This is a genomic window from Amycolatopsis sp. A1MSW2902 (assembly GCF_017312175.1).
Taxonomy (GTDB): domain Bacteria; phylum Actinomycetota; class Actinomycetes; order Mycobacteriales; family Pseudonocardiaceae; genus Amycolatopsis; species Amycolatopsis nivea.
Genome location: NZ_QJPO01000003.1, coordinates 402,824 through 429,642, shown reverse-complemented (window position 1 = coordinate 429,642; position 26,819 = coordinate 402,824). Strand labels below are relative to the sequence as shown.

The following is a 26,819-nucleotide window of genomic DNA, read 5'->3' as shown; positions in this document are numbered from 1 at the left end:
TCTTTCTTCTCTCGGTGGGGAATGTGGCGTGCTCACTCCCGGATACCCTCACTCGCTCGAGTGAAACATGACTTCGGCGGAGAATGCGGTCCGCGGGCATTCCCGGACACGCACCGTGAATTTGTCACCGCGTTGATCGGTTCGACGGCAGGAATTCAGGCAAATGGCGTAAGGGAGCGCGCCGGCGCCGGGGCCGCCGGGAAACCGGACGAAGCGGCTGATTCCCCGCTCGCCTGCGTCGGGGGGCCCGGACGGGCATCATGGGGTGGTGGCCGGGCCGCCTGCCCGGCAGGAACGACCGAGGACGGGACCGTGACGATGGACGAGCCGACCGACCCCAGTGCCGACCCGGCGCGCGACTTCCGCGTCGAGCGAGCGGACCGGCCCCCGGTCGCGGTGCTGGCGGTGTACGGCGAGGTCGACATGGTCACCGCGCCGCTGCTGACCGCCGCGGTCGACGAGGCGCTCGCCGGGGCCCCGCCGGTGCTGGTGCTGAACCTCGCCGCGGTGGAATTCCTGGCCTCCGCCGGGCTGACCGCGCTGGTGACCATCGCCCAGCGCCCGGCGTCCGGAGCCAGCCTGCGGATCGTCGCGTCCGGCCGGGCGACGATGCGGCCCATCCAGCTCACCGGGCTGGAGCAGACCCTGCCGCTGTACCCGACCGTCGACGCGGCGTCGGCCGGGTCCTGACCTGGGAAGTCTCCTTCGGACAGACAGCACGGGTGAACTCGCCCCGCACCGGGTAACCGGGCGGCGGAGAGGTTCCGGGGCAGCCGCAAGCGCTGGCGCCGCGAGCAGAAAGCCCGTCGAACGGGGGAGAACATGCGCATCGGCTACACCTTGATGACCGAACAGACCGGGCCGCGCGAGCTGGTCGGCTGCGCGACCGCCGCTGAGCAGGCCGGATTCGACTTCGCGGCCTGCAGCGACCACTATTCGCCGTGGCTGGCCGAACAGGGGCACGCACCGTACGCGTGGAGCGTGCTCGGCGCGGTGGCCCAGGCGACCGAACAGCTCGAACTCATGACGCTCGTGACCTGCCCGACGATGCGGTACCACCCGGTGGTGGTCGCGCAGAAGGCCGCGACGGTGCAGTTGCTGTCCGACGGCCGGTTCACCCTCGGGCTCGGCTCGGGGGAGAACCTGAACGAGCACGTCGTCGGCATGGGCTGGCCGTCGGTGTCGGTCCGGCACGACCGGCTCGCCGAGGCCGTCCAGATCATCGGCGGCCTGTTCGACGGCGGCACGTTCACCTACACCGGAAAGCACTACCGGGCCGACGGGGCGAAGCTGTGGGACCTGTCGCCGACCCGGGTGCCGATCGCGATCGCGGTATCCGGCCCGAAGTCGGTGAAGCGGTTCGCACCGGTGGCCGACGCGATGGTCGCGGTCGAGCCGAAACCCGAGCTGTGCACGGAATGGGACCACGAGCGGCTCGGACCGCCGACGCGCAAGATCGGGCAGCTGCCGGTCTCCTGGGACCCGGACCGCGGGGCGGCGATCCGGCGGGCGCACGAGCAGTTCCGGTGGTTCGGCTCGGGCTGGCCGGTGAACGCGGAACTGCCGGGAACGCAGGCCTTCGACGCGGCGACCCAGTACGTGCGCGAGGACGACGTGGCGGCGGGGATTCCGTGCGGCCCGGATGCCGGGCCCATTGTGGACGCGGCGAAGCAGTTCGCGCAGGCCGGGTTTACGGATCTGGCGTTGGTGCAGATCGGTGGGCCGGAGTATCAGCCGGAGTTCGTGAAGTTCGCGGAGCGGGAGTTGTTGCCTGCGTTGCGGTAGCGGATCGAGGAAGCTGGGCCCGGGTGTCGAGGCGCCCGGGCCCAGCTGTGTGTCACGGGTGGCGCAGCAGCGCCCCGAATCCGTCCGCCAGGTCGAGCCGTTCGTCGATCACCACGACGTCCGCGCCGACTGCCACCGCTGCGTACGGCAGCGCTTCGTCCGCGCGTCGACGGGCTGGGTCGGCCACCCCGAGTGCGTCCAACCGGGATTGGGCGACGCCGACCTGCGTCGGTTCCGAACCGGTGTACACACTGGCCTCGCCGGAGTCGCCGACCAGCAGCGTCTCGACATTCGCCTCTGCCAACGCCGCGGTGACGGCGGACAATCCGGTGACCGCCAAGGCCGATTCGCGAGCGGCGTCGGCACGGAAGCGTTCGGCAAGATCGTCCAGCTCGCGCAACCGTTGCCCGGTAAGCACTTCGTGCACGGCCCGGTCCAGTTCGGCCCGTCCGGCGCCGGAGGCTCGGCTGCCCGCGTCGACCTCCGCGGCGAGCGAACGGGCCGGTTCGGGTAGGCGCTCGTGCAGTTCGGTGCGGGCTTGGACCTCGCCGGCCAGCACGATCGCTCGCGGCCGCACGCGTTCGGCGGTCTTCGCGAGGTGATCGGCGACCTCCGAAAGGTTGTTGTGCGCGGTCTGCTCCGCATGCGACTGGATGTCGCGGTGCGCCGGACCGCCGCCGCGAACCTTGTGCACCGGGTGCTCCTGCCCGTGCACGGTCTCGGTTTCGACACTGCCGTCCGGCCGGTGCACCTCGATGTCCGCGCCGGTCCGGTCGACGAGCACCACCAGATGCGCGGGCGCTTCTTCCAGATGGCTCACGGTCGGCAGGAAGTACGGCAGCGCGGAGAAACGCGCCACCTGCGTCGGCGGCGGAGCCGCGAGCCGCCGGTCGAGCAGGACGTTGCCGTGCGCGGCGACGAGGGTGCGCCCGGCCCGGCCGACCGGCGGCGAGCTTTCTTCAACGGCGCGCAGGACGGCATCGACGCTCGGCCGGTCGGCGCCCTGGTCCTCGAGCGCGGCCTCGATCTCCTTGAGCCGCAACCGCAATTGCTTCGCCGCGTCCTCGGTGTCGTGCGATTCGTCGAAGTGCACCGAGACGAACGGTCCGTCGGTCAGCAGCGCGCGCAGTTCGTGTGTGTCCATTTCGGATTCTTCCTCCCAATTTTCGGGACAGCCTCACCGGGTCCGCGGCAGCTCGGGCGAGGCGGTGTCCAGCGGGACCGCGCCGGAACGGACGAGTCCCAGCTGGACAGTCTGTCGCCGGCCCGCCTTCTCCAGCGCCCAGTCGGTCGCGGTGCGCAGGCGGTTTCCCGGCAGCGACAGCAGGTGGTAGCCGCGGGTCACCAGCCGGGCGGGAAGGCCCGCCAGCGGGATGTGCAGCGGGTTGGCCGCGCCCTGGCCGGACCCGAGGTCGACCGCGAAGCCGAGGTCGTGGTGCCGGTACTTGCGCGCGCGGCCGACGCCGAGCGACGCGGCGACGTTGTTCCCGGCCAGTTTTCCTTGCCGCTGCGCGTGTTGCGCGGTCATCGGCGTGGTTTCGCCGGGACGGGTCAGGTCCGGCACCGCCGCCGCGTCGCCGCAGGCGAACACGTCGTCGCGGCCCGGCACGTTCAGCTCCGGCGTGACGACCAGCCGGCCCTTCACGGTTTCCAGGCCGAGGTCGGAGACCAGCGGATCGGGGCGGACGCCCACGCACCACACGAGCGTGTGCGTCGGGACGGCGTCGCCGGTGGTCAGCGTGACGCCTTCGACGTCCGCCTGGTCGACCGAGGTCTTCATCCGGACCTCGACGCCGCGCTCGCGCAGCACCCGGTCGGCGGTGGCGCCGAGCCGGGGGTCCAGTTCGGGCAGCACGCGTTCGGCGATGTCCAGCAGCAGCCAGCGAATCTGCTGCCCCTCGAGTTCGGGGTGGCGGCGCGCGAGGGCAGCGGTGAACTCCGGGCCCTGCGCGGCGACCTCCGTGCCGGTGTACCCCGCGCCGACGACGACGAACGTGCACCGCGCGTCGCGCTCGGCCTGGTCGTCGGTCGCGGCGGCCAGTTCGATCTGCCGGGTCACGTGGTCGCGCAGGTACAGCGCTTCGGGCAGGCCGCGGAATCCGTGCGCGCACTCGGCGACGCCGGGGATCGGCAGCAGCTTGTTGACGCTGCCCGCGGCGAGGATCAGCCGGTCGTAGTCCAGCTTCCGCTCGCGGTCCTCGGGGTCGGTGTAGGTCACGGTGCGGGCGTCGAGGTCGACCGATCCGGCGGTGCCCAGCGCCAGCCGCACGCCGCGCAGAGTGTCCGGAATGGACACCGCGACGTGCCGGGGGTCGACGATCCCGCTGGCCACCTCCGGCAGCAACGGCAGGTACAGGAAATAGTCGGTGGGGTTCAGCACGACGATCTCGGCGCGGTCCCCGAGGCTGCGCAGCAGTTTGTGCGCCGCGTGGTACCCGGCGAACCCGCCGCCGACGATCACGACTCGCATGGGCGGCCTCCTTTCGCTCGACGGGTACCCGGAGCGCGGCCGCGCAATCGCGCCGGTTTCGCCCCGCCGCGTCCCGGGCACCCGGGTCCGGTACCCGATGGCGAGGAGGAGCGCATGAGCAGCACGATCACCGAAATCGTGGACGTGGACGTCCCGGTGCCGACCGCGTACAACCAGTGGACGCAGTTCGAATCGTTCCCCGAGTTCATGGAGGGCGTGGAGGAGATCCGCCAGCTCGACGCCACGCACACGCACTGGGTGACCCGGTTCGGCGGCGTCGGCAGGGAGTTCGACGCGACGATCACCGAGCAGCACCCGGACGAGCGGGTCGCGTGGCGCTCGGACTCCGGGCCGGACCACGCCGGGGTGATCACCTTCCACCGGCTGGGGGACACCAAGACGCGCGTCACCGCGCAGATGGAGCTCGACCCCGAGGGCCTCGCCGAGAACGCCGCCGACAAGCTCGGCATCCTCGACCGGCGCGTGAAGGGCGACATGCTGCGGTTCAAGCAGTTCATCGAACAGCGCGGACGCGAAACGGGTGCGTGGCGCGGCGACGTGGAACGTCCGAGCTGACCGCGGGGTAGCGAACCCCGCACAAGATCCGTAGCGAAAGGAGAACAGCATGGCCCGCGTGGCAGTGCTCGTGGACGAAATGACCGAGGACGACGAATTCCGGGTGCCGTGCGAGCGGTTGCGCTCCGCCGGGCACGAGCCGGTGGTGGTCGGCCTGGCGAAGGGCAAGAAGCTGACCGCGTTGCACGGCACCGAAATCACGACCGACCAGGCCGTGGACGACGTGGCCGCGGCGGACTTCGACGCGGTCGTGGTGCCCGGCGGGTACTCGCCGGACAAGATCCGCACCAGCGAGCCGATGGTCGCGCTGGTCCGGGAAACGGCCGCCGCGGGCAAGCCGGTCGCGGCCGTGTGCCACGGTCCTTGGCTGCTCGCCGAGTCCGGATTGGCGCGCGGCCGGACGGTGACCTCGTGGCCGTCGCTGCAGACGGACCTGCGCAACGCCGGTGCGGAGTGGGTTGACCGCGAAGTGGTGACGGACGACGGCGTGATCACGTCGCGGAATCCGGACGACCTGCCCGCGTTCTGCGACGCGCTGCTGGAACGGCTGAAGTAAGGCGAACTCAGCAGCGGTCCGTGAAGGGCTCCTTGAGGGAATCAGATTCCCTCAAGGAGTCCTTCACGGACCTGCAGGCTCAGGACAGCGCGAACCGGATGCCGAAGTGGTTGAGCGTCGCGGGGAGCCGTCCCGGCTGGAGGTCGGCGGCGGTGCCTCGCGGCGCGAAACCCGCTTGCTGCACCAGCGCGGCGAGCAGCGTTGAGGCGGTGAAGAGCACGACGTCGCGGCCCGGGCACACGCCAGGTCCGGCGCTGAACGGCACGAGCGCGGGATTGGCTTCGGCGCGGCCGTCCAGCCAGATGTCCGGGACGAAGGAATCCGCGTACGGCAACGTTTCCGGGTCGCGATGGAAGAACGGCGTGTAGATCAGGAACGACGTTCCCTCGGGGCCCCACGCGGTGTCCTCGGTGCTTTCGCGCAGCAGGGCGGGTGTCGTCGGCCAGAGCCGGATGGACTCCAGGACACAAGCGCGCAAGTACGGAAGCTGTTGCGGCTTCGAGAGATCCGCTTCGGCGACTTCCCGGCGGGCCTCGGCGAGCTCGTCCGGATGCGTTGCGAGCAAGGCAAGTGCGCGCAGGGTGGCGATCGCGGCGGCGTCGAAGGCGAACAGCCAGTGCGGCACCTGCCCGGTCGGATCGTCCTCCGCAGCGGCCGGCTGGTTCGCCATCGCCGCGCCGAGGCTGCCCGGGCGGTCCAGGCCGAGCTGACGGTCGAGCAAAGACTGGAACTGGCGGCGCTGGTCCTCGCGGCGCGGGTGCGCGAACGCCCAGTTGGCGTTGAGCCGCAGCTGGTCCAGCAGATCGGTGACGCGCCGGTCGGCCGTGGTGTCGCCGCCGAGCACGATCTTGCGGATGATCGTCCAGAAGTGCTCGGTGAACTGGGTCGCGTCGAGGTCGGGGAAGCCGGAAAGCATTTCGTGCGCCTCGGTGCGGATGGTGTCTGCCCAGGTGCCCGCGAGTTCGTGTGCGGCCCGGCCTGGTTCGAGGACGGTTTCGTTGAGCTTCCGCCGCCGCGCGCGGTTGGCGCCGCCGGAGATCAGGACGCCGTGCGGCTGGAAATGGCGCAGGGCCGCGTCTTTTTCAGTGGTGTCCGGGCTGAACGGGCTCGGCGTGCCCGCCAGCAGCGAGCCGACGTGGTTCGCCTCGAGCACCAGGCGGAACGAGCGGCCCGGGACCGGCAGGTCGAGCGGACCGGGCCCGTAGCGGGCGCGCAGGTCGTGCAGCAGGCGGATGCCCGAGCGGTCGACGTGCAGTTTCTGCGCCGCGGCCATCCCGCGGGGGCGGCGTTTGATCAGTCCGATGCCGACGGTGGGGGCGACCACCCGCGCGAGGATGCGTCCGGTGTCGCGGGCCGACGCCCGCTGCGGGCGGATGTCGGCCGGGGGCAGTTCGGACAAGTCCGGGCTCGCGGTCGCGTGGGTAGTCGCCATGCTGTTCGGATACCCGGGCCGGTCCGGGCGAAACCTGGCGATGCTCGTGTCCATTGTGGACGATTGGAACCGCCAGGTGCGGAACGGTTCCGCGGGTGAGAGCGAGGTCCGGACAGTCCACAATGCCGTCGGCGGGGCCGGATTCGGGCTGGTCGCGGGCACTGCGCTGCGGTACCGTCGTCTCAGGAGCGGTTCAGCCCACGTGCCGTCGCCTTACCCCAAGCGGCCCGCTTGATCCGGGCCCGGGGCCGGGCCGCACTGATTCGGCCCGGTCTCGCATCCGCGAGGAGGGCTCGATGCACGAAACGTTTGCTTGCCTGCCGGGCGCACCGGCGAGAATCGCGATCACCGCCACCGCCGGCGAAACCGTCGTCGCGGTGTCCGACGAACTGGACCGGCGCTCCACCGACCGGCTCCGCGACGTGCTGGCCGAGGAGACCGCGCTGGGCCCGCCGAAGGTGGTCGTCGACGTCTCCGGCCTCACGTTCTGTTCGGTCAGCGGCCTGGAAGTACTGGTCGAAGCCGCGCGGGAGGCGTCCCTGGCGGGCGTCGCGTTCGTCGTGGTCGCCGCACAGCACGCCGTCCTGCGGCCGCTGCGCGTTCTCGGGCTCGACCGGGAGCTGCGGGTGGTCGAACGCCTCTCCGACGCCCTCGCGCCGAGCGCTGCCCCGAGCACGCTGGCGGCTGACGTCCGTTAACCCTGTTCGCCCGGCCCGGCCCGCTCAGCGGGCCGGGCTCGAACTGTGCCCGTGAGCTGGGCGGAGCCGAGCGAGGACCCTGCCGCGCGCCCGAGATCCGAGTACCGTGGCAAGCGCTGGAGAACGTCCGGGCCGAAGGGAGGTAACCGTGGAGGGCGGAACGGTCGATTGCTCGGCCGTGGTGCGGCTGAGCGGCGACCCCACGGGGTTGCGCGGAGAGGTGGGCAAGGCGCTGGCCGCGGAGCCGCGGACGGTGGTTTTCGAGCTGAGCGAGCTGACCTCGTTCTCCCGCGAAGACCTCGCAGCGCTGCGCGAGACCGCCCAGCCGAGCGAAGCGGTCTTCGCCTGCCAGGAGGGCGGGGTGGCCCGCCAGGTGCTCGAGGAGGAGGGCGTCCTGTTCTCCGATTCGGCGTCCGAGGCGCTGGCGTACGACGACAAATCGCTGCGGCCGTCCGGCGAGCGGTTCCGGACTCTCACGGAGATGCTTCTGGCGGCGCGGAGCGTCGGCGATGTCCTGCAGCTGATCGTGGACGCGACGGCTTCGCTGGTGTCCGCCGCCGATCTGGTGTCGATCACGCTGCGCGCGCCGGACGGCAACTTCCACACCGCGGCCTCCACGGATCCGGCGGCCGCCGACCTGGACCTGCTGCAGTACAAGCTCGAGGAAGGCCCGTGCCACGACGCGGCGGTGCCGGACCGCCCCGAGTTCCTGGAAGCCGCTGACCTGCGCCGGGACGCGCAGTGGCCGCGGTGGTCCCCGGCGGCAGCCGAGCTGGGCTGGCGCGCGGTGCTGGCCACCGCACTGGTCGACGACGCCGTGTCGCGGTTCTCCGGTGCGCTCAACCTCTACTCGCGCATTCCCGGCGGCCTCACCGATGCGGACCGCGACGTCGTGCTGCTCCTGGCCAGCCACGCGACCCTCGCGGTGGCCGAAACGGACGCGGTGACCCGCAACGAGCTGAACCAGGCCCAGTTGCGGCGCGCGCTGGACAGCCGCGACGTCATCGGCCAGGCGAAAGGCATCATCATGGCCCGCCGGGGGCTCGACGCGCAGCAGGCGTTCGACCTGCTGCGCCGGACCTCGCAGCAGCTGAACGTGAAGCTGGTCCACCTGGCGGGCACGCTCGCCGCCCGGCACGAGGAACTGGACGGGCCGGTCGCGGAGATGGGGGAGCCCGACCCGGTGTGACGGCCGGGGCGTCGCGGGCGGGGTGTCGAGGGCACTGGCCGGGCGATCGCGTGGCGGGGATGGGTTTTGCCGGTTGAGCAGCGGCTGGCTTCCGGCTCTCTGCGTGGGGAACGGCCGGGGACGTGGGCTCGGGTGATCGCGAGTCGGGCACGGCTTTCTGCTTGCTGAGCTCCGGGCGCGGGCTTCCGGCTCTCGTCGCGGTCGGGGGCGTCCGATACGGGTTTCGCTTCCTCAGCAGCAGACGCAGCATGCGGAGCACGGACTCGGTTTCCCCACTCGGGCAGCATGACCGACCGCCGAATACGAGGTGTCCGGAGCCGCTCCGCCGGGTAGCCGGGGACGGAGGATTCGACTGAGGAAGGAGCCCGTCATGGTGCACCCCGTGCCGCCCGGACCGGAGCCCGTCCCGTCGCCGCCGGAGCCGGTGCCGCCGTTCCCGCCGGAGCCCGCCCCGCCGCCGCGTCCCGGGCCGGGGCCGTTGCCGCCGCCGGAGCCGCCCGTCCCGCCGAAGCCGCGGTGACGGGGTAGCCAGCTCGGGGGCGGGGCCCGATTGCCGGGCGAGGCGACCGGGTACCTCCCGGGAAAGCGCCGCACGGGAACGGAGGCCGGTGATGGACGAAGCGGACCGGGCCGAACCGGGAGTCGTGGTCGGGGACGACGGATCCGACGGCGCCCGCCTGGCCGTCGACTGGGCGGCCGCCGAGGCGGAGGCGCTCGGGACCTGTCTCGTGCTCGTCCGGACGATGACGCTGCCGATGCCGAACGTGGACTTCGTGCCCGGCGTGATCACGCCGGTCGCGGGCGAGATCGTGGCCGATCAGTCCGTGGTGGACTACGCGGAGAAGGAGCTGGCCGAGGTCGCCGCCGAGATCGGCCGGAAACGGCCGGGGCTGCCGAACCGCACCCGGGTGCGGTTCGGGCGGGCGAGCTGGGAACTGGCGGACATCGGACGGCAGGCGGAGCTGATCGTGGTCGGCGCGTCTGGGCGCGGCGGGCTGCCGCGGCTGCTGCTCGGGTCGACCGCCTCGCAGGTGGTGCACACGAGCGCGCGTCCGGTCGTCGTGGTCCGTCCGTCGGGGAAGAAGACCGGGCGCGTGGTCGTCGGCGTGGACGGATCGCCGGCGAGCGTCGCGGCGGTGCGGTACGCGTACGACTTCGCCGACCGGCACGGTTGCGCCTTGCACGCGGTGCACGTGTGGTCGGAACCGCCGGAGGACGTGTTCGGCCCGGCCCGCTCCGGCGGCGAGGGGCAGCAGACCCCGGAGGACGAGGGCGAACGGCTGCTCGCGGAATCGCTCACCGGTCTCGGCGAGCGGCATCCGGACGTCGTGGTGCGGCGGGAGGTCGCGCTCGGCAGCGTGGCCGAGGTGCTGCTGGACCACGCGGAATCGGCGACGCTGCTGGTGGTCGGCGGGCACGGTCGCGGTGCGTTGCGGGGCGCGTTCCTCGGTTCGGTGAGCCACGCGATGGCCTATCACGCACCGTGCCCGGTCGCGATTGTCCGGGAGGGCGTCGAGGAACACCCGGGCTAGCGCTGCAAGCTCCGCCGCACCAGCGCTGCCGCCAGCCGGGCCGAATCTTCGCCAGGCACCAGTTTCGCGAGACGTTTCGGATCGGTGGGCAGACCGGCTTTCTTCGCGCCGGCCAAGGCTTTTCGGTCGAAGTACGGGCGCAGCCACGGCCACACCGCCTGTGCCTCGCGGCAGAAGATCTGCGCGCCGGTCGGGCCGATCCGGGGGAACTCGGCGATGAGCTTTTCCAGCCGTCGCGGGTCGCCGTCGGCGGCGTCGGCCATGCGGCGCAGGTCGTCGCGATACTGGTCGCGGATGAACTCGGCGCCTTCGCCGAGGTGGTGCGAAGTGCTTTCGTCATACCGGACGTAGTGGGCGCGGCCGAGCGCGTCAACGCGTTGCTGCCACGTGGAATCGCGCATCGCGGCCGGGGAGCGCCAGCCCGAACGCGAGAGTTCGCGTGCGGCGGCGACCGCGATGCCGGCGCTGATCCGCGTCGACAGCAGGGTGGCGAGGACCAGCAACCGGTACAGCGGCTGCGGTTTGTCGGCCAGCTTGATCCCGGCTTCCTCGGCGAACGTCGTGCCGTGTTCGGCGAGGAGCTCGTCCACTCGGCGCATGCGGGCCGGTTTCCCGTTCGGGCGGAAGCAAAACTCAGCGCTGGTCAGGGAACGGTTCCTTGGCGAACTCGACGCACAGCCGCCAGCCGTCCGTGCCGGGCGCGGGTTCGGTCCAGGCGTCGAGCGCGTCGGTCAGCGCGCGCAGGATGTGCCAGCCGACCTCGTCCGGTCCGGGCGGGAACGCCCACGACGACGTGGTGGCGACGGTGACTGTCATCCGGCCGGCGCAGCGGAACGCGCATTCGAGGACCGCGCCGTCGTCCGCCCGGCGCGCCTGCGCCGCGACCGCCTCGTCCACGGCCAGCCGGAGATCGGCCACCTCGTCGACGGTGAACTCCGCCGAGGCGGCGACGTCCTCGGCCACCAGCCGGGCCAGGAAGAGCAGTTCCCCGTGTGCCGGCAGACGCAGCTCGACCACGGGAGAAGCCGCGGTCAGCACGCCCGTTCCGTCCGTGTCGCGCTGAACCATGCGTTTCGGGTTACCCCGCCCCGCGCGCCGCCAATCATCCCCGTCCGGCGGCACCCGAACGGCCCGTTTCCGGCGCGGCACGGCGGGTAACCGGGGGATCGGAGCACGCAGGGAAAGGAGTACCCGGCATGAGCACCAACGCATACCTCTCGTTCCTCGCGATCGGGATCGCGCTGGTCCTGGTGGACGGCCAGATCATCTACCGCAGCGGCCGCCGTTACCTCGCGAACGCCTACGGGGACCCCGGAGCCGGTGCGTCGATGACGCGGCTGGTGACCGTGTTGTTCCACCTCGTGACCCTGGGCGTCCTGGCCCTGGTGTCGCTCGTCGACCTCGGCGGCAGCGACTTGCCGGGCGTGGTCGGCCGGGTGGGCGTGCTGTTGCTGATCCTGGCGTTGGCGCACGCGGCGACGCTGGGTGCGCTGGCGCGGATTCGCGGGGAGCAGGACGTGGCGGACGCGATCGCGCATCGGGACGAGCGGCGGGCGCGCCGGTCGGAGACGGACCTGCAGGCTCCGACGGTGACGCCGGTGCCGGGTCAGGAGGGCCGGCATCCGGATGTGAGCCCGTCGTTGGAGCAGCGGTCGCCGTATACGGCTTGAGCTCGAGTGCGGAGAGACCGGTGCGTTTCCGCGGAACACCGCGGGAACGCACCGGTCTCTCTGTGCCGCACTGTCTACAAGCGAGGGTCGACCGGCTCCGATTCCAAGGCCAGCACGGCGAAAACGCACTCGTGCACGCGCCACATCGGCTCGTCGCGGGCGAGGCGGTCCAAGGCTTCGAGGCCGAGTCCGTACTCCCGCAACGCCAGCGATCGCTTGTGGCCGAGGCCTCGTTGCCGCAGCCGGGTCAGGTGCCGTTCTTCGGTGTAGTCGGGGCCGTAGATGATCCGCAGATACTCCCGTCCGCGTACCTTCAGCCCCGGCTGCACCAGGCCGCGCGAGCCGCGGACCAGGTTGGCGGCCGGTTTGACCACCATGCCCTCGCCGCCGTTCGCGGTGAGTTCGGTCCACCAGTCGACGGCCGCCGCGACTGAGGCGGGGTCGGTGGTGTTGACCGGCAAACGTCCCGTCGGGGCCAGGAAACCGTCGCTGCTTTCGACGAGCCGGTCCGCCAGGGCGAGGTGCCAATCGTGCGGCCGCTTGTGGTGGGCCTGGCCCGCCGACGCCAGCACCTGGAACGGCGCGAAACGCACGCCGTCGAGGCCGTCGGTCGGCCAGCAATACCGTCGGTACGACTCGGCGAACGCGTCCGCGTTGGTGGCGCGGGAACGCGTGCGCTCCAGCAAAGCGGACACGTCGAGGCCGGACGCGTCAGCGGCGGCCAGCGCGCTCACGGCAGCCGGGAGCGCCGAGCGGGCAGCAGCGCCGACCGCAGCGTACTGGTCGCGCAGCAACTGCTCGGCCTTCACGCTCCACGGCAGCAGTTCGCCGTCGAGCAGCAGCCAGTCCGAGCCGAGTTCGTCGAACAGACCGGCCTTCTCCGCGGCCGCGCGGATGCGGTCGACCGCTTCGGCCGTCAGCGTTTCGGGGAAGAAATGCCGTCCGGTCCGCGTCCACACCGCGCCGAGGGCGTCGCCGGGTGCGCCGAAGCGGGCGCGGGCCGCGTCGAGCGAGCGGCACACGAGGGCGACGGCGCGCGAACCCATGTGCTTTTCCTCGCACACCACGGAATCCACGCCTTCCGCGCGGAAATAGTCGAACGCCTGCGAAGGGTGTTCCAGCAGCCCGTCGGCCGTCGCGGTGGCGACCGGCGACATGGTCGGCGGCAGGTAGACCAGCCAGCGCGGGTCGATCGCGAACCGCGACATCACCTCCAAAGCCGCCGCGGCGTTCTCCTCGCGGACGCCGATCCGCTTCTGGTAGGCAGTCTCGATCACGCGGCGGCCCAGGACGTCGGTGACGTCGAGAACGCCCGGGTCGCGCCGTGCGACCGGCTCCGCGGCGGCCGGGTTGGCGGGGAACGGCTTGGCGGGCTCGTAATAAACCTCGGCCGCCGGGACGGAGACGATCTCCTTTTCCGGATACCGCAAAGCAGTGAGCGTCCCGCCGAACACGCAACCGGTGTCCAGGCACAGGGTGTTGTTCACCCATTCCGCGGAGGGCACCGGGGTGTGGCCGTAGACGACCATCGCGCGGCCGCGGTACTCGTTCGCCCACGGATAGCGCACGGGCAGGCCGAATTCGTCGGTCTCGCCGGTGCTCTGCCCGTACATGCAGAAGCTCCGCACCCGCCCGGACGCGCGGCCCTGGAAGCGTTCGGTGATCCCCGCGTGCGCGACGACCAGCTTGCCGTCGTCCAGGACGTAGTGGCTGATCAGGCCGTCCATGAATTCCTGTGCTTCGGCCCGGAATTCGGCCGTCTCCGCCGCGAGCTGTTCCAGCGACTCCGCGAGCCCGTGCGTGACCTGCACGTTCCGGCCGCGCAGCGCACGCAGCAGCTTGTGCTCGTGGTTTCCGGTGACACAGAAGGCATTTCCGGCGCGGACCATGCCCATGACGAGCCGCAGCACGCCCGGCGTGTCCGGGCCGCGGTCGACGAGATCGCCGACGAACACCGCCCTTCGCTCCGGATGCCGCGCCCCGATCGCGCGGCCCTCGTCGTCGCGCTCGATGGCGTAGCCGAGTTCGCCGAGCAGCGCTTCAAGCTCTACGCGGCAACCGTGGATGTCGCCGACGATGTCGAACGGCCCGGTCTCGTGCCGCAAGTCGTTGTACAGCGGGACGCGCGTGATCGTCGCCTCGGCGGTCTCCTCCGGCGTGCGCAAGACGTGGACTGTCCGGAAGCCTTCCTTTTGCAGGCTTCGCAACCCGCGGCGCAGCTGATCTCGCTGCCGCCGGACCACGTGCGCACCGAAGGTCCGGTCCGGGCGCTCGGCGTTGCGCGCGACGCACAGCGATTCCGGCGGGTCCAAGACGATCGCCACCGGCAGCACGTCGTGCTCCTTCGCCAGCGCGACCAGCGATTTGCGCGACTCGGGCTGCACGTTGGTGGCGTCGATCACGGTCAGCCGTCCGGCGGCGAGCCGCTTGCCGACGATGTAGTGCAGGACGTCGAAGGCGTCGTTGGTCGCCGACTGGTCGTTCTCGTCGTCGGACACCAGCCCGCGGCAGAAGTCCGACGAAATCACCTCGGTCGGCTTGAAATGCGTGCGGCCGAACGTCGATTTGCCGGACCCGCTCGCGCCGACGAGCACGACGAGGCACAGATCGGGGATCTCAAGGGTGCTCATGCCGCGTCTCCTTTCGTGAACAGGGCCAGCTGCGTCGCCGGACCGACCTCGGGGTCGTCGGAACCGACCGGCAGCATCCGCACGCCGTAGCCGTGACTGCTCGCGACCCGCTCCGCCCACGCGCGGAACTCGGCGCGCGTCCACTCGAAACGGTGGTCGCGGTGACGCAGCTTGCCCGCGGGCAGCGACTCGAAACGCACGTTGTACTCGCGGTTGGGCGTGGTCACGATGACCGCTCGCGGCGCGGCGAACTCGAACACCGTGCGCTCCAGCGCTTCGAGCCGCGGCGGGTCGACGTGCTCGACGACCTCCATCAGCACCGCCGCGTCGAGCCCGGCGAGCCGGTCGTCGCGGTAGGTGAGCGAGGACTGCAGCATTTCCAGCCTCGAACGCTCCATTTCGGACCTGCGCTCCAGCCGCAGCTTCCGCGCCGCGACCTGCAGCGCGCGAGCCGAGACGTCCGTGGCCACTATCCGCTCCACCGACTTCTCGGCCAGCAGGTCGCGCACCAGCGCGCCCTCGCCGCAGCCGAAGTCGCCGACCGAACGCGCTTGCAGAGACCGGAGGACGGCCATGATCGTGCCGCGCCGCTGCTCGGCCAACGGCACCGGACGGTCCGGCGCTTCGAGGACCGCGGGCGCAGCGAGCGCGTTGTCGATTTCCTCGGGCTCGGAATCGTCCACTTCGGCCAGTCGCGTCAACGCAGCGGTCGTCAATGCCCGGCGATGCGCGAGGTAGCGGCGGGTGATCAGCTCCTTCTCTGGATGCCCGGCGAGCCAGTCGCCGCCGGCGCGCAGCAGCTTGTCGATCTCCTCTTCGCTGACCCAGTAATGCTTCGCGTTGTCGAGGACCGGGAGCAGCACGTAGACGTGGTTGAGCGCGTCGGACAGCCGGAACTCGCCGGTGAGCCGCAGGCCGACATAGCGTGCATCGCCCCACTGCGGGAACTGCGGATCCAGCGGAAGCACGGTGGCCTCGACCGTCCAGCCGAGCGGTTCGAACATCCGGCGCACCAGGTCGGCGCCGCCCGGACAGGCGGGCACCCGGATGTCGAGCGGAATCGCAGCGGCCGCCAGCTCCGGATGCGACTTGCACCGCCCGGCGAGCGCGGTGCGGAAAACTTCCTTGAGCGCCACGGAAAGCAGGCTCGACGCCGCGTAGGGACGGTCGTTGACGTACTGGCCGAGCGTGAACCCGTCGCCGGCACCGGTCTTGCCGCGCACCAGCGCCACGGGGTCGACCTCGAGCATGAGCGCGGCGGTGCACCGCTCGTCGGACGTCTCGGGGTAGAAGACGTGCGCTTGCCCGGCGGAAAGCTCGAACGACTGCACCCGGCCTGGGTGCTTGTGCAGCAGGTACCCCAGGTCGGACGCGGGCTGGTGGGTGGTGGTGACTGTCAGGAACACCAGGGGAGTATTCCGGATGGCATTCGTCCGTGTCGCGGGAGTTTCCGGAAACATCTACCACGGGGCACGAGACGGGGAGTTCTTTCAGGCGGCAACGGTGCACTGCCTGTGCGGCTTACCCGAGCACTGTCAATTTCTTCGACGACCACGGCTGGTCCAGAACAAGGAAACACGATGAGCGACCAGGACTCCGCCGCACCGCGCACGGATCGCCGATACCGGCTGGCGACCGCAGCGGTCGTGCTGGTCGTCACAGCTACGTGAGGTTCCGGAAGATGTTCGCGAACGAGCCGGAGCTGCTCGAGCTGACGTCAGCCGACGTCCTGCCCGCTTCGGTGACCGTGGTGCCGAAGGACCAGACCGACACCGAAGGCATCGCCGAGCAGCTCCGCGCCCAGTTCCCCGAGGCCCGGAAAGTCAGCGACAACACGGATCTCCGCAGCAGGATCACCGGCCCGGGCTATCGGGATCCGACGTGCCCGCCCAGCGGAGAACACTCCCCCTGAGCAGCCGCGGGCTCCGGACGCTCCGCACACAGCCAATCACCGGGAATAAACTTCCCATTAACTGGGAAAAGCGGCTAGGAACCCGCCCGTCCGCGACGTAGCGTGCCCGCCATGACAAGCGCGGATGCCAACCGGAGAGCCGGGACCAGGGCGGCGCGGATCCTGGCGGTGTTCGCCGAGCGGGAGAGCGCCACGGCGGAGGAGATCTCCGTCGGCACCGGGATCCCGTCCAGTGCCGTGTACCGCTACCTGACGACGTTCGTCGAGACGGGCCTCGTGCACCAGTCGCGCACCCGCGGCCGGTACTGCGCGGGCTCGCTCACCGTCCAGATGGCCGAGAACTACCGCCGCGAGGCGCTCGGCCAGGGCGGCGTCAAGCGGCGGCTCCGGCAGCTCGCCGCGGACACCGACGAGCTCGCCGCGTTCCTCATCGCGCGCGACAACGACGTGCTCTGCGTCGAAGCGGCCGAGGGGACCCGCGTCATCCGGTGCAGTTTCTCGCCGGGGCTGAGCAAGCCGCTCGTCTTCGGGGCGAGCGCGCAGGCGTTGCTGGCGCACCTGCCGGAGGACCGGGTCGCGAATTCGGCGAAGGCGCACGGGCTGAGCGGGGAGCAGGTCGCGAAGCTCGAAACGGAGCTGCGCCGGGTCCGGGACCAGGGCTTCGCGGAGAGCGTCGGCCAGGTCGACCCGGGGGTGTGGGGCGTGAGCGTGCCGGTGCTGGACCGGCACCGCAAGCTCGTCGGCGCGGTGAGCACGATGGCCCCGGATTTCCGCGTGCGTCCGCGCCGCGATTCCCTCGTGACGCTCACCCACGCCGCCGCGCAGGACATCAGCCGATTGCAGGAGCACGTGTGAGCACCAGGAAGTGGACCGGACGCGAGGACGGCAGCGGTCCGGAACACCGCCGCTGGCACCACGCCGTCAACGAATTCTCCAGCGGCCCCGGGGTTTCGCTGATCGGGTTCGCCAGCGACGCCGGGGTCCGGCGCAACGGCGGACGGCCGGGAGCACGAGGCGGACCGGAAGCGATCCGGCAGGCGCTGGCGTCGTTCGCGATCCGGCCGGAGTTCGTGCTCGGCGACGCGGGGGACGTCGTCGTCGAAGGCGACGAGCTGGAGGCGGGGCAGGGAAACCTCGGCGAGCTGGTCGCGAAGCAGCTCAGCGACGGAAACTTCCCGCTGGTGCTCGGCGGCGGCCACGAGACGGCGTACGGCTCCTACCTCGGCCTCGCCCGCAGCGGCCGGCTGGACGGCCGCCGCCTCGGCATCCTCAACCTCGACGCGCATTTCGACCTGCGGACGGCCGACCGGGCGTCCTCGGGCACCCCGTTCCGGCAGATCGCCGCCGCGGAAGCCGAACGCGGCGCGGAATTCGCCTACGCCGTGGTCGGAATCAGCGAACCCGGCAACACCGCCGCGTTGTTCGAGACGGCCGCCGGGCTGAACGTCCGCCACCTCCTGGACGTCGACTGCCAGGAACGTCATCTGGAAAGAGTTCTCGACTTCGTCCGGGCCTTCGTCGCGGACGTCGACGCGCTGTACCTGTCGATCGACCTCGACGTGCTCCCCGCCGCGCAGGCGCCGGGCGTCAGCGCTCCCGCGACCCTCGGCGTACCCGCCGCGGTCGTCCTCGAGGTGTGCCGGCTGGTCGCGAGCGACCCGAAGCTCGCCCTCGCCGACCTCACCGAACTGAACCCCGTCTACGACGTCGACCACCGCACAGCCCGGATCGCGGCCCGTCTCGCGCACACGCTCGTGACGAGCCGTCCGGTCCCGGAAGGACAGTGACCATGCCCCCTCAGCGAATCTGGCCGCGGCTCGGCGCCGTGCTGCTGGCCTGCCTGCTCGCGTTCCTGCCCGTGAGCGCGGCGAGCGCGGCCGAGCCGCAGGGCGGGAAGCTCGCCGCGCTGCGGTCCGGGCAGACCGCGCTCCGGGTCGGCACCGACGCCACGTTCCCGCCGTTCGAGTTCACCGACGCCAAGGGCGGCCAGCTCGGTTTCGACATCGACCTGGTCCGGGCGCTCGCGCAGCGCGCGGGCATCAAGAAGGTCGACTTCGTCCAGATGCCGTTCGGGAACATCGTCCCGGCGCTGCAGGCGAACCAGATCGACGTCGGCGCGTCGGCGATCTACATCAGCCCCGCGCGGGAGAAGGCCGTCGACTTCTCGGACATCTACTATCCGGGCGGCCTCGCGGTTTTCGTGTCCGACAAGGACAACTCCGTCACCTCGCTCAAGGATCTCGCCGGCAAGCGGGTCGCGGTCCAGGTGGGCACGAAGTCGGTCGACTGGCTCACCCAGCACCAGCCCGCCGCGCAGCTGATCACGGCGCAGACCAATGAGCAGATGTTCTCGTCGGTGAAGCTGGGCCAGGCGGACGCGGTCGTCACCGGGGCTCCAGCCGGGAAGTACTTCATCGCGCAGCAGGGCGGCCTCAAGCAGGTCGGCGACCGGCTGACCGAGGAGAACTACGGGTACGCCTTCCAGAAGGCCGACACCGAACTGCGGACCGCGTTCAACACCGCGCTCAAGCAGATGCGCGACGACGGCACGTACAAGCAGTCCACCGAAAAGTGGTTCGGCGCGGAAAGCACCGCTGCGAAGTCGGGCGGGCACTCGCTGTTCAACATCTCCACCATCGTCGACTCCTCGGGACAGCTCTGGCAGGGCCTGCTGGTCAGCCTCCAGGTCATCCTGCTCGCACTGGCATTGAGCCTGCTGCTCGGCACGCTCGGCGGATTCGCCAAGCTCAGCAAGATCGCGCCGGTCCGGTGGATCGGCAACGTCTACGTGTCGGTGATCCGCGGGACGCCGTTCGTGGTGCAGCTGTTCTTCATCTACTTCGGACTGCCGCAGCTCGGCCTGCAGCTCCCGCCGATGACCGCGGGCATCATCTCGCTCGGGCTCTACAGCGGCTCGTACGTGACCGAGATCTTCCGCGGGGCCGTGCAGTCGATCGACCGCGGACAGCTGGAAGCGGCGCGGTCGTGCGGCATGTCGCAGGTCTCGGCGATGCGGCACGTGATCATCCCGCAGGCGTTCCTGCGGATGCTTCCGCCGCTGGGCAACGAATTCGTGTCGCTGACGAAGAACTCCGCGCTGGTGTCCTTCGTGACCATCCACGAGCTGTTCCTGGTCGGGCAGACCATCATCTCCCGCACCTTCGACGCGCTGACCGTGTACCTGTTCATCGGCCTGCTGTATTACCTGCTCACCAACCTGATCAGCGGCACCACGCGCACCCTCGAGAAGAAGATGGCGGTGTACATCTGATGGCACTGTTGGAAGTTCACGGCCTCGCCAAGTCCTACGGGGACGTCCAGGTGCTCGACGGGATCGACTTCGCGATCGAACCCGGCCAGGTCGTCGCGGTGATCGGGCCCAGCGGCGGCGGGAAGTCCACCTTCCTGCGCTGCCTCAACCTCCTGGAGACCCCGACGTCGGGCCGCGTCTCGTTCGACGGCGAGGAACTGACCGGGCGCGGCGTCGATCTCGACCGGCTGCGGTCGCGGATGGGCATGGTGTTCCAGCACTTCAACCTGTTCCCGAACATGACGGTGCTGCGCAATGTCGTGCTGCCGCAGATGAACGTGCTCAAACGGTCCAAAGAGGAGGCCGAGGCGAAGGCGCGCGCTCTGCTGGAACGCGTCGGCATGCTCGAACGTGCCGGCGCTTATCCGAACCGGTTGTCCGGCGGGCAGAAACAGCGCGTCGCGATCGTGCGCGCGGCCGCGATGGACCCGAAGCTGATGCTGTTCGACGAACCGACCTCGGCGCTGGATCCCGAGGTGGTGCAGGACGTTCTCGACATCATGTCCGAGCTCGCGAAGGACGGCATGACGATGCTCGTGGTCACCCACGAGATGGGGTTCGCCCGCAAGGTCGCCGACCGCGTGGTCTTCGTCGACGGCGGGAAGATCGCCGCCGACCTGCCGCCTGCCGAGTTCTTCTCCGCCGGCAACGCGAATCCGCGCGCCCAGGCCTTCCTGGAAAAGGTGCTCTGACCGACGCGTGCTCGCGGGCTGCTTGACGCCCGCGAGCACGCCGCTTAATCTTGCGTTCTCAGACAGGCACAGACGAAGAGCCACTGTCAGCGGTCTTCGTCGTGTCTGTTTTTTGTATGCCGGGATCGCTGACAGCCAGCGCAGAAAGTTGGCGGTCCATGAGTTCACCTACGGTCGCAACGCCGCGATCGATCGCGAATGTTTCGCAGGTCACCGCGCTGATCAACACGTTGTCGAAGTTGCCGCGCAAGGCGAACCTGCTGTGGTACCTGGTCCTGGGCGGGCTGTTCCTCGACGCCTACTCGAACGCCGCGCTCGGTGCCGGCCTCGCTCCGATGACCAAGGAACTGGGGCTCAGCGCGGGCCAGGTCGGCCTGCTCACCGCGACCGCACCCGCGGTCGCCATCCTGTTCAACCCGGCGGGCGGCTGGCTGGCCGCCCGGATCGGCCGGGTCAAACCGCTGATCGCGGCGAAAGCGATCGCCGGGCTCGGCGCGGTGCTCACCGCGACCGGCGGCAGTTTCGAGGCGGTCTGGGCCGGTCGCGCGCTGGTCGGCGTCGCCTACGGCATCGACTTCGCGGTCGCGATGGCGCTGCTCGCCGAGTACACCCCGGCGAAGCTGCGCGGACGGCTGAACCTGTGGCAGTCCGTCTGGTACGTCGCCACCACGGTGAACCTCGCGCTGACGCTGCTTTTCTACCAAGCCGGCGTCTCGGTGGAGATCTGGCGCTGGTCGGTGGGCTCGGCCGGGGTCTTCGCGCTCGCGCTGCTGGTGCTGCAGATCGCGTTCCTCGCCGAAAGCCCGTCCTGGCTCGCGTCCAAGGGCCGCTTGGCTGAAGCGGCGCGCAGCCTCCGGCGGATCTACGGTTTCGACGTGGAGCCGGGAACGGACAGCGGCGCCGACGCCGCGGCCGAGGAGCGCAAGATCGGGTTCCGGCACGCGGGCGTGCTGTTCCGGAAGCCGTACCTGCAGCGCACCTTCCTGTCCACGGCGATTTCGCTGACCCAGGCGATGCAGTACTTCGCGATCGGCTGGTACCTGCCGGTGATCAGCCTCGCGATCTTCGGCAACGAATTCGAGACGGCCACGCTCGGGTCGATGGTCTTCAACGTCGCCGGGATCGTCGGCGGCGCGCTGTCGGCGTGGTTCGGCCGGAAGATCGGGCTGCGGGTCAGCTCGGCGGCCGGCTACGCCTTCGCGTTCGCCATCCTGCTGGTGATGGGGCTGGGCTTCGGGAAGCTGCCGATCGCGATCGGGTTCCTGCTGCCGTTCCTGTTCATCTTCTTCCATTCCGCCGGTCCCGGCGCGAACGGCAAGTCGATCGCGGCGCTGTCCTACCGCAGCGACGTGCGCACCCTCGGCACCGGCGTGACCGGCATGCTCGGCAGCTTCGGCAGCGTCATCGGGCTGTACGTGTTCCCGCAGATCAAGGAGGCGATCGGCCTCGGCCCGACGATCGCGCTGCTCGCCGCGGTGCCCGCGCTCGGCCTGGTGTCCTGCCTGGTCGTGCGCTGGGACCCGACCCGCAGCGGCGTCGACCCGGACGACGAGGAGATCTCGCTGCCGGGGAGGACGGCGTGACGCGGCGCGGAATCCTGGCGGTCGACGAGGGTTCGACCGGCACGCGGGCAGCGGTGGTCGGCGAGGACGGGATGTCCGGCCCGTCGTTCTACACCGCCGTCGACGTCGTCCATCCGGAACCGTCGCGGGTGGAGCAGGACGCGGCGCAACTGCTGGAGCGCACCCTCGACGTCGCCCGTCAGGCAATCGCGTGGGCGGGGGAGAACGGCGTCGAGATCGTCGGGATGTCGGTGTGCACGCAGCGGGCGACCGCGATCCTGTGGGACCGCGAGACCGGGCGGCCGCTGGCTCCGGCGGTGGTGTGGCAGGACACCCGGTACGCGGACGAGCTGGCGAAGCTCGCTCCGGAGTGGGATCCGGTGCTGTGGGAGCGGACCGGCCGCCCGGTCGGCACCCGCGCGCCGTTCCTCTGGGCGGCGCGGCAGCTCGACCAGCTCGACGTGCCCGCCGACCGCGTGCTGTTCGGTTCGGTCGACACCTGGCTCGTGTGGCATCTCAGCGGACGCACCAGGTATGTCATGTCGGCAACCAACGCCGTCGCGTTCGGCGGGTACCGGCTGCGCGAACACGCGTGGGACCGGGAATGGCTGGCCGCGCTGGGTTTCCCGGCCGAGCTGGCTCCGCCGCCGGTCGACGACGACGGCGATTTCGGGCGCACCGACCCGGGTCTGCTCGGCATCGAGGTGCCGATCGCCGCGGTGATGGGCGACCAGCACGCCTCGCTGATCGCGCTCGGCGCGCTGACCCCGGGCCAGGGCACCTGCGTGCACGGCACCGGCACGTTCGTCGGCGCGCTGGCCGGGGACGAACCGCCGGACGGGCTCGGCGAGGTCGACGGCGTGCTGTGCCTCGTCGGCTGGCGCAGCGCGGGACACAGCCGGTTCAGCCTGGAGGCCTACACCTCCACCACCGGTTCCGCCTTGCGGTGGCTCACCGAAGATCTCGGGCTGTTCCGGTCCGCCGCCGAGATCAGCGAACTGGCGGCGGCCCAGCCGGGAAGCACGTCGACCTGGTTCGTGCCGACGCTGGCCGGGCTGCGCACTCCGGTGCAGCGACCCGGTGCGCGCGGATTGCTGACCGGGCTGAGCCTGGCCACCACCCGCGACGTGGTGGCCAGGGCGGTACTTGACGGCATCGCGCACGCGGTGAGCGACACCGTCGACGCGCTGCGGACGACGATGAACCGGCCGGTGACCCGCCTGCGTGCCGGCGGCGGATTGGCCGCCAGCGACGTTCTGCTGCAAAGCCAAGCCGATTTCGCCGGAGTCGAGATCGAGCGAGTGGCCGATTCGGCGACCGCCAGCCTGCGGGGCGCCGCGTATCTCGCGGGCGTCCGGCTCGGCGTGTGGCCGTCGTTGGCCGAAGCCGTTGCGAACCTGGGGAACGGCGAGGTCTTCGAGCCTCGGCTGCCCGAGGACGAACGGCGCGAACTGCGTGCCCGCTGGCAGAGCGTGCTCGCGGCTTCGCTGTCCTGACCGTCCTCTGTGGACGCTTTCAACTGTTGAGTGGAGAGACAAGCTCATGTTCACACTGCCGTCCCGACGGCCGAACGCCGTCGCCGCGAGGGCGACCCTGTCCGCGCCGTTGCGGCTGGACCGCCGCACCGCGCTGACCGACCTCGAAACCGGCACGTTCGACGTGCTGGTGATCGGCGGCGGCGTCACCGGCGCCTACACCGCGCTCGACGCCGCCTCCCGCGGTCTCAAAGTGGCGCTGGTGGAGCGCGACGACTTCGCGTCCGGCACCTCGTCGAAGTCGTCCAAAATGGTGCACGGCGGGCTGCGCTACATCGAGCAGGGCAACCTCGACCTGGTCCGGCATTCGCTGCTCGAACGGCAGCGGTTCCGCCGCAACGCCCCGCATCTGGTGCAGCGGCTGCCTTTCCTGTTCCCGATCCTGGCCAAGGACGGCGTGTTCGACGCCCGCATCGCCAAGGCGTTCGAGAGTCTCTTGTGGACCTACGACCTCGCGGGCGGCTGGCGGATCGGCAAGCTGCACCAGCGGTTGACCGTGGACGAGGTGCTCGCGCACGCGCCGACGTTGCGCGCGGAGAACCTCAAGGGCGGCCTGATGTATTACGACAGCCGCGCTGACGACGCACGGCTGACGCTGGCGATCGTCCGCAGCGCCGCCCGGCTCGGCGCGGTGGTGGTGAACGGCGCCGAGGTGACCGGATTGCGCACCGCGGGCGGGCGGGTCACCGGCGCGACCGTGCAGGCCGACGGCGAGCAGATCGACATCCGGGCGCGTGTCGTGGTCAACGCGACCGGCGTGTGGGCGGACCGGGTCGAGGGCATGGCCGACAGCGGGCACCAGCCGCAGGTCCGTCCGGCCAAGGGCGTGCACATCGTGCTGCCGTGGTCGAAGATCCGCAACGACTGCACCGTCACCGTGCCGATCCCGGGCCGCGCGCGGCGGGCCACCTGCACGCGCTGGGGCGACGTCGTCGTGGTCGGCACCACCGACACCGACTACACCGGCTCGACCGACGACGTGCACTGCACCCGCGAGGAAATGGACTTCCTCCTCGAAGGCGCCCAGATCGCCTTCGACACCAAGCTCGACGCCAGCGACGTGCTGGGCAGCTACGCGGGCCTGCGTCCGCTTGTCGGCGGCAAGGAGGGCGCGACGCTGGACATGCGCCGCGACCACCACATCACCGTGTCCGCGGGCATGGTCACGGTGACCGGCGGCAAGCTCACCACGAGCAGGCACATGGGCGAGCTGGTCGTGGACAAGGCGCTCGGGCTGCTGGGCCGGAAAGCCAAGTGCCGCACCAAGAACCTGCCGCTGATCGGCGGCGCCGGATACGACGCGGAGGCGACGGCCGCGACCGGTGGCGTCGCCGCGCACCTCGGCGGCCGGTACGGCACCGAGGCGCGGTTCGTGAGCGCGCTGGTCGACGAGAACCCGGCGCTGGGGGAGCCGCTCATCGAGGGGCAGCCGTTCCTCAAGGCGGAGGTCGTGTTCGCGGCGCGCTCGGAGATGGCGCGCTCCGTGGACGACGTGCTGTCGCGGCGGACCCGGCTGCGGCTGTTCGCGCGGGACGCGTCGGTCGAGGCCGCTCCGCTTGTCGGCGAACTGCTCGGTGCGGAACTCGGCCTGAGCCCGGAAACCGTTGCGGCGCAAGTGGAGCAGTACCGGGCGGACGTCGCCCGGGAGAAGTCGATCCTGTTCGGAGACAACCTGTTGGGAGCCAACGCATGATCAGCCGTCAGACCGTCACGCACCCGTTCAACCGGGGCAACTACGTGGTCGGCGCGCCGACGCCGCCGCGCTGGGGCGGACGCACCGAGCCGGGCAAGGGCGACGCGTCGCTGCAGACCGCCGCGGTGGCCGTGCCCGCCGCGCTGACCGAGGCGCTGCGCGAGCTGGCGGACGCGGTGCACACCGAACGCGACGAGGTCGTGCTGCGCACCCGCGACTGGTGGGCGGGCTCGATGATCGGCGAGACCGCGGGCGCCCCGGCGACCCCGGACGCGGTGATCGCCGAGGTGAGCACCGTCGAGCAGATCCAGGCCGCGGTGCGGCTGTGCGCCGAGCACCGGGTGCCGCTGACCGTGTCGGCGGGCCGCAGCAACGTCACCGGGGCCGCGCTGCCGGTGTACGGCGGGGTCGTGCTGGATGTGTGCGGGCTCAACAAGATCGTGTCGTTCGACGCCGAATCGCAGATCGTCGAAGTGCAGGCGGGCATGTTCGGCGACCTGTTCGAGAAGGAACTGCAGGAAACGCACGGCGCGACCACCGGGCACTGGCCGTCCGCGTTCGCGATCTCCACCGTCGGCGGCTGGGTGGCCTGCCGCGGCGCGGGCCAGCTGTCCACCCGGTACGGGAAAATCGAGGACATGGTCGTCGGCCTCGACGTCGTCCTCGCCGACGGCACCCTGGCCCGCTTCGGCGACTACCCGCGCGCCGCCACCGGCCCCGACCTGCGCCAGCTGTTCGTCGGCTCGGAAGGCACCCTCGGCGTGATCACCGCGGTGCGGCTGCGCACGCACCCGCTGCCGACGTACTCGAAGGCCATCGCGTACGGCTTCGAGACCTTCGCCGCCGGGCTCGACGCCTGCCGCCGGATCATGCAGCGCGGCGCGACCCCGGCCGCGATGCGGCTGTACGACAAGCACGAGAGCGGCACGCACTTCGGGCAGCCGGACACCAACCTGCTGCTCATCGCCGACGAGGGCGACCCGGTGCTGGTCGACGCGATGATCCAGGTCAGCGCCGAGGAATGCGCCGCGACGGGGTCCGAATTGGACGGTCAGCCGGTGTTCGACCGCTGGCTGGACGAGCGGATGCTGGTCGGCAAGTCCGCCGACGGGTTCACCCCGGGTCCGGGCTTCGTCGCCGACACCCTCGAGATGGCCGGTGCGTGGTCCGCGCTCCCGGCGATCTACGACGAGGTGGTAGCCGCGATCCAGGCCGTGCCGGGGACTTTGGCGGCGTCGGCGCACCAGTCGCACGCTTACACCGACGGGGCCTGCCTGTACTTCTCGCTGCGCGGCGACGTGGAGCCGGAGAAGCGGCGGCACTGGTACCGGTCGGCGTGGGATGCCGCGAACGCGGTGCTGGTACGGCACGGGGCGGCGCTGAGCCACCACCACGGGTCGGGGCTGCTGCGCGGGCCGTATCTGGAGGATGCGCTCGGCAGCGGGTTCGGGACGTTCGTCGAGGTGAAGCGGGCGCTGGACCCGGCCGGGCTGCTGAACCCGGGGAAGCTCGGGCTTCCCTCCGACCTGGGCCCGAACCCGCTGGACTCGGCCGGCTGACCCGGGCTTGAGGTCCGT

At 70.9% G+C, this 26,819-nt stretch carries 25 protein-coding genes; 18 read left to right on the top strand and 7 right to left on the bottom strand.

The genetic code is table 11. The features are described from left to right. Positions 1–318: 318 nt before the first annotated feature. Entirely contained in the window at positions 319–690 is a 372-nt protein-coding gene (locus tag DMP23_RS45090; RefSeq protein WP_337825131.1) for an STAS domain-containing protein, read from the top strand. Between the two features lie 132 nt (positions 691–822). Then, positions 823–1,785 (top strand): TIGR03557 family F420-dependent LLM class oxidoreductase, encoded by a 963-nt coding sequence (locus tag DMP23_RS45085; protein WP_337824894.1) that lies wholly within the window; start codon positions 823–825, stop codon positions 1,783–1,785. Positions 1,786–1,837: 52 nt separating this feature from the next. On the opposite strand, the gene DMP23_RS45080 is transcribed toward DMP23_RS45085, so the two are convergent. Together DMP23_RS45080 and DMP23_RS45075 are read right to left on the bottom strand one after the other, a co-directional pair. Beyond that, complete coding sequence (locus DMP23_RS45080) at positions 1,838–2,929, bottom strand: Rv2629 family ribosome hibernation factor (RefSeq protein ID WP_238606868.1); 1,092 nt, start codon at positions 2,927–2,929, stop codon at positions 1,838–1,840. Between the two features lie 33 nt (positions 2,930–2,962). After that, complete coding sequence (locus DMP23_RS45075) at positions 2,963–4,255, bottom strand: NAD(P)/FAD-dependent oxidoreductase (RefSeq protein WP_337824893.1); 1,293 nt, start codon at positions 4,253–4,255, stop codon at positions 2,963–2,965. Positions 4,256–4,369: 114 nt separating this feature from the next. On the opposite strand from DMP23_RS45075, the gene DMP23_RS45070 reads away from it, so the two are divergent. Further along, entirely contained in the window at positions 4,370–4,831 is a 462-nt protein-coding gene (locus DMP23_RS45070; protein ID WP_134662242.1) for an SRPBCC family protein, read from the top strand. A gap of 49 nt (positions 4,832–4,880) precedes the next feature. Beyond that, the gene (locus tag DMP23_RS45065) at positions 4,881–5,387 is read left to right on the top strand and encodes a type 1 glutamine amidotransferase domain-containing protein (RefSeq protein WP_043840094.1); all 507 of its coding nucleotides are present in this window, start codon (positions 4,881–4,883) and stop codon (positions 5,385–5,387) included. A gap of 79 nt (positions 5,388–5,466) precedes the next feature. Here the strand turns inward: DMP23_RS45065 and DMP23_RS45060 are convergent, their stop codons facing one another. Continuing rightward, entirely contained in the window at positions 5,467–6,819 is a 1,353-nt protein-coding gene (locus DMP23_RS45060; RefSeq protein WP_337824892.1) for a cytochrome P450, read from the bottom strand. 296 nt (positions 6,820–7,115) lie between these two features. On the opposite strand from DMP23_RS45060, the gene DMP23_RS45055 reads away from it, so the two are divergent. From DMP23_RS45055 to DMP23_RS45040, 4 genes are all read left to right on the top strand, one after another. Then, positions 7,116–7,517 (top strand): STAS domain-containing protein, encoded by a 402-nt coding sequence (locus DMP23_RS45055; protein ID WP_051728945.1) that lies wholly within the window; start codon positions 7,116–7,118, stop codon positions 7,515–7,517. A gap of 148 nt (positions 7,518–7,665) precedes the next feature. After that, entirely contained in the window at positions 7,666–8,706 is a 1,041-nt protein-coding gene (locus DMP23_RS45050; RefSeq protein ID WP_337824891.1) for a GAF and ANTAR domain-containing protein, read from the top strand. A gap of 370 nt (positions 8,707–9,076) precedes the next feature. Then, complete coding sequence (locus DMP23_RS45045; protein ID WP_200864586.1) at positions 9,077–9,226, top strand: hypothetical protein; 150 nt, start codon at positions 9,077–9,079, stop codon at positions 9,224–9,226. 91 nt (positions 9,227–9,317) lie between these two features. Then, positions 9,318–10,238: a universal stress protein gene (locus tag DMP23_RS45040; protein ID WP_337824890.1), complete on the top strand. Its 921-nt coding sequence runs from the start codon at positions 9,318–9,320 to the stop codon at positions 10,236–10,238. On the opposite strand, the gene DMP23_RS45035 is transcribed toward DMP23_RS45040, so the two are convergent. Both DMP23_RS45035 and DMP23_RS45030 read right to left on the bottom strand, forming a co-directional pair. Beyond that, positions 10,235–10,837 (bottom strand): endonuclease, encoded by a 603-nt coding sequence (locus DMP23_RS45035; RefSeq protein WP_337824889.1) that lies wholly within the window; start codon positions 10,835–10,837, stop codon positions 10,235–10,237. The two genes, DMP23_RS45040 and DMP23_RS45035, sit on opposite strands and share 4 nt — an antisense overlap. A gap of 34 nt (positions 10,838–10,871) precedes the next feature. Continuing rightward, a complete protein-coding gene (locus tag DMP23_RS45030) occupies positions 10,872–11,306 on the bottom strand; it encodes an anti-sigma factor (RefSeq protein WP_275292233.1) in 435 nt (144 codons plus the stop codon). Positions 11,307–11,434: 128 nt separating this feature from the next. Between DMP23_RS45030 and DMP23_RS45025 the strand changes: the two genes are divergently transcribed. Next, positions 11,435–11,908, top strand: coding sequence for a hypothetical protein (locus tag DMP23_RS45025; RefSeq protein ID WP_037812946.1), 474 nt, complete (start codon positions 11,435–11,437; stop codon positions 11,906–11,908). Between the two features lie 74 nt (positions 11,909–11,982). Here DMP23_RS45025 and DMP23_RS45020 read toward each other — a convergent pair whose 3' ends face one another. Both DMP23_RS45020 and DMP23_RS45015 read right to left on the bottom strand, forming a co-directional pair. Continuing rightward, positions 11,983–14,538, bottom strand: a complete 2,556-nt coding sequence (locus DMP23_RS45020) for a polynucleotide kinase-phosphatase (RefSeq protein WP_337824888.1) — start codon at positions 14,536–14,538, stop codon at positions 11,983–11,985. Continuing rightward, entirely contained in the window at positions 14,535–15,944 is a 1,410-nt protein-coding gene (locus DMP23_RS45015; RefSeq protein ID WP_337824887.1) for a 3' terminal RNA ribose 2'-O-methyltransferase Hen1, read from the bottom strand. Before DMP23_RS45015 ends, DMP23_RS45020 begins: the two co-directional genes overlap by 4 nt. A 275-nt stretch (positions 15,945–16,219) precedes the next feature. On the opposite strand from DMP23_RS45015, the gene DMP23_RS45010 reads away from it, so the two are divergent. From DMP23_RS45010 to DMP23_RS44970, 9 genes are all read left to right on the top strand, one after another. Continuing rightward, positions 16,220–16,450 (top strand): hypothetical protein, encoded by a 231-nt coding sequence (locus DMP23_RS45010; protein WP_337824886.1) that lies wholly within the window; start codon positions 16,220–16,222, stop codon positions 16,448–16,450. Positions 16,451–16,561: 111 nt separating this feature from the next. After that, on the top strand, positions 16,562–17,305 hold the full coding sequence (locus DMP23_RS45005; RefSeq protein ID WP_043840082.1) for an IclR family transcriptional regulator: 744 nt from the start codon (positions 16,562–16,564) through the stop codon (positions 17,303–17,305). Next, the gene (hutG, locus tag DMP23_RS45000; protein ID WP_337824885.1) at positions 17,302–18,237 is read left to right on the top strand and encodes a formimidoylglutamase; all 936 of its coding nucleotides are present in this window, start codon (positions 17,302–17,304) and stop codon (positions 18,235–18,237) included. The genes DMP23_RS45005 and hutG overlap by 4 nt, the downstream gene beginning before the upstream one ends. 2 nt (positions 18,238–18,239) lie before the next feature. After that, positions 18,240–19,721 carry an ABC transporter substrate-binding protein/permease gene (locus DMP23_RS44995; RefSeq protein ID WP_134662232.1) on the top strand — a complete coding sequence of 494 codons (1,482 nt, stop codon included), beginning with the start codon at positions 18,240–18,242 and terminating at the stop codon, positions 19,719–19,721. Further along, the gene (locus DMP23_RS44990) at positions 19,721–20,452 is read left to right on the top strand and encodes an amino acid ABC transporter ATP-binding protein (protein WP_134662231.1); all 732 of its coding nucleotides are present in this window, start codon (positions 19,721–19,723) and stop codon (positions 20,450–20,452) included. Before DMP23_RS44995 ends, DMP23_RS44990 begins: the two co-directional genes overlap by 1 nt. Positions 20,453–20,610: 158 nt before the next feature. Next, the gene (locus tag DMP23_RS44985) at positions 20,611–22,035 is read left to right on the top strand and encodes an MFS transporter (RefSeq protein WP_337824884.1); all 1,425 of its coding nucleotides are present in this window, start codon (positions 20,611–20,613) and stop codon (positions 22,033–22,035) included. Beyond that, positions 22,032–23,510 carry an FGGY family carbohydrate kinase gene (locus DMP23_RS44980; RefSeq protein WP_337824883.1) on the top strand — a complete coding sequence of 493 codons (1,479 nt, stop codon included), beginning with the start codon at positions 22,032–22,034 and terminating at the stop codon, positions 23,508–23,510. Before DMP23_RS44985 ends, DMP23_RS44980 begins: the two co-directional genes overlap by 4 nt. Before the next feature lie 46 nt (positions 23,511–23,556). Next, on the top strand, positions 23,557–25,242 hold the full coding sequence (locus tag DMP23_RS44975) for a glycerol-3-phosphate dehydrogenase/oxidase (RefSeq protein ID WP_037812933.1): 1,686 nt from the start codon (positions 23,557–23,559) through the stop codon (positions 25,240–25,242). Next, on the top strand, positions 25,239–26,801 hold the full coding sequence (locus DMP23_RS44970) for an FAD-binding oxidoreductase (RefSeq protein ID WP_337824882.1): 1,563 nt from the start codon (positions 25,239–25,241) through the stop codon (positions 26,799–26,801). Before DMP23_RS44975 ends, DMP23_RS44970 begins: the two co-directional genes overlap by 4 nt. Positions 26,802–26,819: the final 18 nt, after the last annotated feature.

What these genes read in the sequence shown, in the direction of transcription:
- DMP23_RS45090 (WP_337825131.1), top strand. Translation starts at nt 319, where the DNA reads ATGGACGAGCCGACCGACCCCAGTGCCGACCCGGCGCGCGACTTCCGC.
- DMP23_RS45085 (WP_337824894.1), top strand. Translation starts at nt 823, where the DNA reads ATGCGCATCGGCTACACCTTGATGACCGAACAGACCGGGCCGCGCGAG.
- DMP23_RS45080 (WP_238606868.1), bottom strand. Translation starts at nt 2,929, where the DNA reads ATGGACACACACGAACTGCGCGCGCTGCTGACCGACGGACCGTTCGTC.
- DMP23_RS45075 (WP_337824893.1), bottom strand. Translation starts at nt 4,255, where the DNA reads ATGCGAGTCGTGATCGTCGGCGGCGGGTTCGCCGGGTACCACGCGGCG.
- DMP23_RS45070 (WP_134662242.1), top strand. Translation starts at nt 4,370, where the DNA reads ATGAGCAGCACGATCACCGAAATCGTGGACGTGGACGTCCCGGTGCCG.
- DMP23_RS45065 (WP_043840094.1), top strand. Translation starts at nt 4,881, where the DNA reads ATGGCCCGCGTGGCAGTGCTCGTGGACGAAATGACCGAGGACGACGAA.
- DMP23_RS45060 (WP_337824892.1), bottom strand. Translation starts at nt 6,819, where the DNA reads ATGGCGACTACCCACGCGACCGCGAGCCCGGACTTGTCCGAACTGCCC.
- DMP23_RS45055 (WP_051728945.1), top strand. Translation starts at nt 7,116, where the DNA reads ATGCACGAAACGTTTGCTTGCCTGCCGGGCGCACCGGCGAGAATCGCG.
- DMP23_RS45045 (WP_200864586.1), top strand. Translation starts at nt 9,077, where the DNA reads ATGGTGCACCCCGTGCCGCCCGGACCGGAGCCCGTCCCGTCGCCGCCG.
- DMP23_RS45040 (WP_337824890.1), top strand. Translation starts at nt 9,318, where the DNA reads ATGGACGAAGCGGACCGGGCCGAACCGGGAGTCGTGGTCGGGGACGAC.
- DMP23_RS45035 (WP_337824889.1), bottom strand. Translation starts at nt 10,837, where the DNA reads ATGCGCCGAGTGGACGAGCTCCTCGCCGAACACGGCACGACGTTCGCC.
- DMP23_RS45030 (WP_275292233.1), bottom strand. Translation starts at nt 11,306, where the DNA reads ATGGTTCAGCGCGACACGGACGGAACGGGCGTGCTGACCGCGGCTTCT.
- DMP23_RS45025 (WP_037812946.1), top strand. Translation starts at nt 11,435, where the DNA reads ATGAGCACCAACGCATACCTCTCGTTCCTCGCGATCGGGATCGCGCTG.
- DMP23_RS45020 (WP_337824888.1), bottom strand. Translation starts at nt 14,538, where the DNA reads ATGAGCACCCTTGAGATCCCCGATCTGTGCCTCGTCGTGCTCGTCGGC.
- DMP23_RS45010 (WP_337824886.1), top strand. Translation starts at nt 16,220, where the DNA reads ATGTTCGCGAACGAGCCGGAGCTGCTCGAGCTGACGTCAGCCGACGTC.
- DMP23_RS45005 (WP_043840082.1), top strand. Translation starts at nt 16,562, where the DNA reads ATGACAAGCGCGGATGCCAACCGGAGAGCCGGGACCAGGGCGGCGCGG.
- DMP23_RS44995 (WP_134662232.1), top strand. Translation starts at nt 18,240, where the DNA reads ATGCCCCCTCAGCGAATCTGGCCGCGGCTCGGCGCCGTGCTGCTGGCC.
- DMP23_RS44990 (WP_134662231.1), top strand. Translation starts at nt 19,721, where the DNA reads ATGGCACTGTTGGAAGTTCACGGCCTCGCCAAGTCCTACGGGGACGTC.
- DMP23_RS44985 (WP_337824884.1), top strand. Translation starts at nt 20,611, where the DNA reads ATGAGTTCACCTACGGTCGCAACGCCGCGATCGATCGCGAATGTTTCG.
- DMP23_RS44975 (WP_037812933.1), top strand. Translation starts at nt 23,557, where the DNA reads ATGTTCACACTGCCGTCCCGACGGCCGAACGCCGTCGCCGCGAGGGCG.
- DMP23_RS44970 (WP_337824882.1), top strand. Translation starts at nt 25,239, where the DNA reads ATGATCAGCCGTCAGACCGTCACGCACCCGTTCAACCGGGGCAACTAC.